This window comes from Draconibacterium sp. (assembly GCF_041583095.1).
Lineage (GTDB): Bacteria > Bacteroidota > Bacteroidia > Bacteroidales > Prolixibacteraceae > Draconibacterium.
The window spans coordinates 1-7,279 of the sequence record NZ_JBFHGM010000260.1 but is presented as its reverse complement, the minus strand read 5'-3'; the positions used below and the strand labels follow the sequence as shown (position 1 = coordinate 7,279).

Here is a 7,279-nt window from a genome sequence, read left to right as displayed (position 1 = left end):
CAGATTCATATTTTCTGCGCAAAAAATCAATCCTGACGGTTCAGATTCATATTTTCTGCGCAAAATGCCCATTCCAAAGCCGCTACCGCGCGAATCACGTTACTTGATCTATCAAAAAAAAAGATTCCATCTCTCAAAAAGATGGAATCTTTATAATATATATTCTAAAGTCTTTTTCTAACAACTGGCGGCCACTTCCACCAACTCGCCTTCCAGCGAGAAATCGGATGCTGAAGTAATCTTAACATCGGCAAATTGCCCGATCATCGATTTATCGGTACAGGCAAAACGAATGGTTAATTTGCCCTCGGTATACGAAGTAAGGAAACCTTCTTTGCGATCCTCGCCACGAACCAGTATACGTACGGTTTGGCCTACCAAACTTTCGTTGTATGGCAGGTTGTGTTTTCGCAGATCTTCCGTAAGCTGATGCAGACGTCGTTTTTTCTCTTCCAGCGGTACATCATCCACCCAGCGGTGACTGGTTGCCCCCGGACGAGGCGAATAAATGGCTGTGTACGACATGTTGAATTTAAACTCGTCGAAAGCCTTGCGCGTATTTTCAAACTGCTCCTCTGTTTCGCCTGTAAATCCAACGATCACATCGGTAAACAAAGTTGCCTGCGGAATAATACGACGGATAGTCTCCACAATATGACGATACTTTTCCATGTTGTGTTTGCGGTTCATGCGCATCAACACTTTATCGTCGCCACTTTGCATGGGCAGGTGAATCTGTTTTCCCAAAACGGGATATTCGGCAATCACCTCAATTACTTCGTCGGTCATATCGCGCGGGTGCGGCGAAGTGAAGTATAACCAGAATTCTTTCTTCATGCGTTTTCCCAGTTCTCCAATCTCGCGTAACAATTGCGGGAAAGTCAGCTCCTCTCCTTTTTTATCCAGACCGTATGAATTTACGTTCTGCCCCAACAGTGTAATCGATTTATAACCCTGCGCTACCAACAATGCCACTTCGGCTATAATATCTTTTGATGGGCGCGAAACCTCGCGACCACGCGTATAAGGAACGGCACAGTAGGTACAGAATTTATCACAACCATTCTGAATTGGAATAAACGCTTCGAAATTCGACTGGTAATGCGGCTGCACGTTCCAGAAATCTTCGATATTCTCGTTATGCGGATCGATGCCCACATTCAAATGCGTTGGCGTTGTAATACCGTAACTGCTTATCATTTTGGGCAGCTCGGGCAAGTCTTTCATCTGGAAAGTAATATCAAAAAGTTTCAGGAACTTCTCATGATCGTCGGGCAAAATACAGCCCGAAATAAAAGTAACCAGGTTTTTATTGTTCTTCCACTTATTCCATTTATGAATGCGTGAATACACTTTGTCGATGGCTTTCTGACGTACCGAGCACGCCAAAATACCAATCACTCCTGCCTCCTCCTCATTGTCGGTCCACTGGTATCCGGCTTCTTCAAGTACCGAGATCACCCGCTCGCTATCCGACATATTCATCTGACACCCTAAGGTTACTACGTGATATTTCATTTTGTCTATCTATTTTCCTCTGTTTCACCCTTCTGGCTTCGTTCCTCAGCTATCTCTCCGCCAGCTGACGGAAAAATTAAAAGAGGGGTGATTTCTGTTCCCTGCTATGTACAGGTTTATATATTTAAAAGTATACTTCGGTATAAATGTTCGATGTCGGGATTCCTTTTTCCGACAAAATATCGAACACTTCGTATATCATTTCGCTGTTTCCGCAAAGAAAACAGTTTGTATTTTCTTCTATTGTCTTCGTTTTCAAAAATTCGGTTACCCTTCCGTGGAAGTCGCCTCCCTTTTCACCTGAAGTGCACAAAGTTACCCTTTCTTTATTAAAATCGTCATGATCGTAAGCTTCTTCAACTTTACGCACACCGTGTACCATTTTGTAATTCAGTTGCGGGTGTGTTTTTACAAAACCATGAAACGGGCTGATTCCTGTTCCGGTGGCTATGAACAAAAATTGCTGCACCTGAAAACTGTACGGATCGAACTTAAAAAAACCAAACGGTCCATCCACATCAACCAAATCGCCGGCTTTCAGCTTTTTTAATTTCGATGATACTTTTCCGCCGTCCACTTCGCGTACCAAAACTTCCAGGTAATCGTCGTTCTCTCCACTGTAAATGGAATATTCACGCCGGTCTACCGCTCCATTTCTTCCGAGCAATACAAACTGCCCGGTTTGGAACTCCATACCATTTCGCTCGAACCGAATTACAAATGTTGAATCGGTTAAATGCCTGACCTGTGTTACTTTATGTTTCTTCAATTATTAAGACCTGTTCTAAATAAATCGGTGCAAAAGTATAAATAATTGGCAAATCTTCAAGGTTTTAGCGGTTTACATTAATCATTGATAAAAAAGCGCCACAAAAAAAGGGACCCTGCTAACAGAATCCCTCAACAAATAATCCTCCTTCACACTAATTGTATACCTCTTCCTCTCTTTGGTATCCCTCTGAAATAACGGTCAGCTGAAGGTTCTCCCTGTTAACGATCATTCCGTTATGGAAAACCGTAGGCACTAACATTTCTCCGTTACTCACTGTCTGATATGTTTTTTCGCCATTCTCATCGCGTGCAAGTTTTATTGCTAAATCGGCAGTAGTGGCAGCAAGTTTTTCGTAAGGTTTATAAACGGTGCAGGTTTGATGACCGGCAACAATCTCGCGTAAGTTTCGCAAATCGGCATCCATTCCAGCTATCAATATCTGATCCTCCATACCTGTTTCTTTAATGGCCCTTATCACTCCCATGGCCAATTCGTCGTTTCCGGCAATAATTGCGTTTACATCCGGATGTGCTTTCAATAACCTTTTGGCATGTTCATACCCTTCGTTTTCTTCCCATGCGTTGGTAAATTCGTTATAAACAATTTCAATGTCGCCCCGTTCAACCAAAGGTTGCAGCACATTTCGCTGGCCAAGATAAAGCAACTGGCTGTTGTTGTCGCTCATTGCTCCCCCGATTAAAGCATATTTTCCTTCGGGTTGTATGGTGGTTAAATAACTGGCCTGCAACGAACCAATTTCAACGTTGTCGGTCGAGACATAATAATCAAGTTTGCAATTTTTAATCAAACGGTCGTACGAAATAACTTTTACATTCTTCGCATGTGCAGCTTCAACAATAGCAGCGGCAGCAAACTGATCTACAGGTACTACCACTAGCACGTCAACACCGTTGGCGAGCAGTTCTTTTGCCTGAGCCAATTGTTTATCGGCATCATTTTCGGCATTCATAACTTTTACGGTTCCTCCAAGTTCCTGAACATCTTCTACAAGATAGTCCCGGTCGTTTTCCCACCGTTCTTTATCAAATGCATGGATTAAAAATCCTACTTCAACAGGCTCGTCTTTGGTATCGCAAGCAGTAAAGCAAAGTCCGGAAAGAAAAACTAAGATGAGTAATGTTATCCTGTAATTCATATTATTGAATTTAATTAAGTTTCTATTCAATTTACGAATTATCAGGTGATAGGTTAACCTTTAAAATTGTTTTAATAGGTTGTTTTATAACATTAGAAATAATGAAACCTTTTGAAGAGGTGATTTAAAATTTTTGAATTTCCTCGTATAATTTTTGAAGCGGAAGCCCCATTACATTGTAAAACGATCCTTCGATGTGTGAAATCCCAATTGCTCCGATCCACTCCTGTATGCCATATGCACCGGCCTTATCAAAGGGTTTGAAATGGGTAATGTAATAGTCAATTTCGGTATTGGTTAGCTGTTTAAACTGCACGTTGGTTAAGGACGAAAACACCACCGATTTTTTGGTTGAACTGAGACAAACACCAGTTATTACCTCGTGCATTTTTCCGCTTAATTCAGATAACATTTTAAAAGCATGATCGTAATCATCCGGTTTTTCCAGCACTTTTCCGTTTAAAACAACAATGGTATCGGCTGTTATCAGCAAATCGTTATTGTTTAGTTCATTGGCAAAAGCCTTTGCCTTTTTTTCTGCCAGGTAGCCCGGAATCTGATCAGCAGAAAGCTCCTGCGGGTAATTTTCATCCACATCTTTGGTTTTCACCTGAAAATCAATTCCCAACGATTTTAAAAGCTCTTGCCGCCGTGGCGATTTTGATGCAAGAATGAAGTTATATTTGGGTATCCAGTTCATTTCAGAATGCTCTTGAATTTAGCATTTCGGGAGTAAACCATTTGTGTTGTGCTTTTAATGCCTGCTCAATTACATCGCGCACGCAACCTCCGCCACCGTTTTTGTCCGAAATGTATTTCGAGATATTTTTTATATCACTTACAGCATCTTTGGGGCAGGTTGGTATACCTACTGCCTGCATTACCCTGTAATCTACCAGGTCGTCGCCCATAAAAAGCACATCTTCAGGTTCTACGTTCACCTTTTCCAAAAAATCGTTTAAACAGGCTACTTTATCGCGTGCTTTATCGTAAAAATGCTCCACACCCAGTTTTTCGTAGCGCAAGCGAACACGTTCAATATAACCTCCGGTGATAATCGCAATCGGGTAACCGGCTTTTATGGCACTTCTAATGGCAAAACCATCTTTAACGTTAGCTGTTCGTATCGGGTCGCCCTCTTCATTAAGCGGCGATACGTCTTGCGACAATACGCCGTCGACATCGAATACAAAAGCTTTTACGCGGGTAAGTTCTTCTTTAAAAAACGACATTCTTATTGTTTTTCCTGATGATGCTCAAAAATACTCTTTGAAATTGAATTGTACAATTCCTGTAGATCGGACATTTCTTTTAATTCACTCAGGTGTGAGTTTATAATGTTTTCATCGAAACGGATGGCCGGGCCGGTTTGTGCCTCTTTCGGATGCAATTCCTGCACTTTTTGCGCGGTTTCCATAATGAGTGGCCGCAGGATTTCAAACGGCAGTTCTTTAGTTTCCAGATATTTGGCAGCCATTGCATAACAATGATTAGCAAAGTTACATGCAAAAACAGCGGCAATGTGTAAGCTCTTTCTTTTTTCGGAATCGAGAACAGTTACCGATTTTGAAACTTCATGTGCGATTTCCTCTAAAATATGCTGATTACCTTCTGAACATGCTTCAACAAAAATGGGAATCTGCTTAAAATCCACTTTTCTGTTTTTCGAAAAAGTTTGCAAAGGATAAAAAACACCATAGTTTTTAGCGAATTGACTTAAAACACTCATGGGTAAACTTCCCGAACAATGAACGAGCAATTTATCGCCAAACCCGAACTTGCTCAATACCTGATCCACTGCCGAATCTTTTAATGCCACAATGTAGATATCAGCTTCTTTTGTGATTGTTTCAGTTGAAGTAGTGAAGGTCGTTTGTAAGCGATCGGCCAGCTGTTTTGCCGACTCTTCGGAACGACTGTAGACCTGAACAATTTCGTGTCCGCATTCTTTCAATTCACCTGCGAGATGAGTTGCCACATTACCGGCACCTATAAAACCTATGTTATATTTTTTCATTTGTGTTTTCTTGAAAGGTAAAATTTTTAATCTGTTCCGGCGAATGCCATAGAAACAGGCTGTAAAACAAACAAAAGAATGAAAGTCCCATATGCGTTTCAAGATTGGCATCGCCTAAATTCGCAATTCCAATAAAAACCAGTAATAACCATAACAACAGGTTTTTCTCCTGGTTTTCTTTAAAAACGGGTATTAAAATCATACTCATTATGACCGCGAAACCTATCAGCCCGAACTTTACTATGTAATTTAAGTACTGATTATGCGAAGACCGCTGATTCTCCTCCTTTAGTTGCGAGTTTAGCTCATCGTATGTTTTCGCATATTCAGCCTTCCAGTTTCCGGTTCCGATCCCAAACCAAATATTTGTTTTAATGATTTCGAGTGATGCTTTTACAAACTCAATACGTTGTGATAGCGATTGACCATTGGGATTTCCGGTTGCTTTGTACCGGTCGTATTCCCAAATTGTCTCGTAAATCCGCGGATATAACGAGAAACGTTTTTCGGCATAAATGTAGTTAGCAATTCCCAGTTCTATATTTTTAATATCGGCCTCAGTTAATTGGCTAACTCCGGCACTGTCTTTTCTTAATCCCCTGCTTGTAAGGTAACGCACCAAATTGGACTGATTACTGAAGCCATGGATGTTTAGCGAGTCGTATTTACACTCACTTCTTTTATTCCATTCTTTTCGCAGCTCATCAGCACAAATATAACTTTGCACCCAATGCCCGTTTTCTTTTTCCTGCGAATTAAAATTAAAAGTATATGGATTCCCGGAAGCTGTGTATTTATCTACTGTTTGCGGATCCAGCTTTTCAATGTTATAAAAATCATCCCAAACTGATTGCGTATACAGTAGTGGTAATGCAACCAAAATTGCAAGTATAACTACAAGCAAATAGTTGAATTTACGTTTTACTGTAAATAGATAATAAAGCCCCAAAAAACACACCGTACCCCAAAAAGCCATAATTCCGGTTATTGATTTCAATAGAAAAAGAAATAACACCAGCCAAACTGCCATGGTTATAATTACTGACCTGTATTTAAATCTTCTTCTTTCCTTCGAACTCCGTATAACAAGGAAAATGCAACAGAATATGGCTAATGCCACCTGATATGAGTACCTGATATGTGAAATGAGTGAAATATCTCTGAAGTCGGAGATATTGAATGTAGATTTAAAAATGAAGCGTATAGCAGCAATTACAGCTACTACCGTAACTGCGATGCAGAATACTGTTATTACTTTATAAAAGCATTTTTCTGATAACCTTGGAGATAGAATTATTCCGAGTGGAATTACTACCCAGAAAGCGACCTTCTTAAGTTCGTACATCGACAAGGCAAAATTGCGAGTTTGAAGCATTCCCAACAGATACACGCCAAATATTGCCAGAATATAGAATATTGATTTATGCCTGCTTAACGACTTTTTCAAATCAGTTACAGGTTGAAATAGTAGTGATTGTAGAAACAGAATTACAGCTGCAATGCTAACCAAGGCTTCGGAAAAAGGCAGAACTATAACAAATAGCAGCAGGCTATAGTAAAAGCTTTTTTCGCGGAATCCAGCAGTGTTATTTTTCAGACTCATTTAGCCAGGTTGCAATTTGATTTATTAAACGGCACAGAATTAATAATAATTGCTGATAACCGCAATTTTTTGCAATAAAAAAGCCCGTGCTCTATTGAACACGGGCTTTGGATAAAATTGGCAGCGACCTACTCTCCCACTTTACGCAGTACCATCGGCGCTGACGGGCTTAACTTCTCTGTTCGGAATGGGAAGAGGTGGTGCCCCGTCGCT

8 protein-coding genes and 1 rRNA gene are annotated in these 7,279 nt (G+C 40.6%); 1 reads left to right on the top strand and 8 read right to left on the bottom strand.

The genetic code is table 11. The features are described from left to right. A partial coding sequence (locus ABZB17_RS18385; RefSeq protein ID WP_372652321.1) for a hypothetical protein occupies positions 1–181 on the top strand: 181 nt, incomplete at its 5' end. Here ABZB17_RS18385 and miaB read toward each other — a convergent pair. The 8 genes from miaB to rrf all read right to left on the bottom strand — a co-directional run. Then, the gene (gene miaB / locus ABZB17_RS18380) at positions 178–1,518 is read right to left on the bottom strand and encodes a tRNA (N6-isopentenyl adenosine(37)-C2)-methylthiotransferase MiaB (RefSeq protein WP_045030330.1); all 1,341 of its coding nucleotides are present in this window, start codon (positions 1,516–1,518) and stop codon (positions 178–180) included. The two genes, ABZB17_RS18385 and miaB, sit on opposite strands and share 4 nt — an antisense overlap. A 124-nt stretch (positions 1,519–1,642) precedes the next feature. Beyond that, a complete protein-coding gene (locus ABZB17_RS18375; RefSeq protein WP_372652319.1) occupies positions 1,643–2,287 on the bottom strand; it encodes a ferredoxin--NADP reductase in 645 nt (214 codons plus the stop codon). 154 nt (positions 2,288–2,441) lie between these two features. Further along, a complete protein-coding gene (locus tag ABZB17_RS18370) occupies positions 2,442–3,446 on the bottom strand; it encodes a sugar ABC transporter substrate-binding protein (protein WP_372652317.1) in 1,005 nt (334 codons plus the stop codon). Positions 3,447–3,570: 124 nt separating this feature from the next. Then, positions 3,571–4,146: a Maf-like protein gene (locus ABZB17_RS18365; protein ID WP_372652315.1), complete on the bottom strand. Its 576-nt coding sequence runs from the start codon at positions 4,144–4,146 to the stop codon at positions 3,571–3,573. Position 4,147: 1 nt separating this feature from the next. Next, on the bottom strand, positions 4,148–4,678 hold the full coding sequence (locus tag ABZB17_RS18360; protein ID WP_372652313.1) for a KdsC family phosphatase: 531 nt from the start codon (positions 4,676–4,678) through the stop codon (positions 4,148–4,150). Between the two features lie 2 nt (positions 4,679–4,680). After that, positions 4,681–5,463: a Rossmann-like and DUF2520 domain-containing protein gene (locus ABZB17_RS18355; RefSeq protein ID WP_372652311.1), complete on the bottom strand. Its 783-nt coding sequence runs from the start codon at positions 5,461–5,463 to the stop codon at positions 4,681–4,683. Further along, positions 5,450–6,493 carry an O-antigen ligase family protein gene (locus tag ABZB17_RS18350; RefSeq protein ID WP_372652309.1) on the bottom strand — a complete coding sequence of 348 codons (1,044 nt, stop codon included), beginning with the start codon at positions 6,491–6,493 and terminating at the stop codon, positions 5,450–5,452. Before ABZB17_RS18350 ends, ABZB17_RS18355 begins: the two co-directional genes overlap by 14 nt. A 688-nt stretch (positions 6,494–7,181) precedes the next feature. Next, positions 7,182–7,279, bottom strand: a 5S ribosomal RNA gene (gene rrf, locus ABZB17_RS18345); the annotation flags it as partial.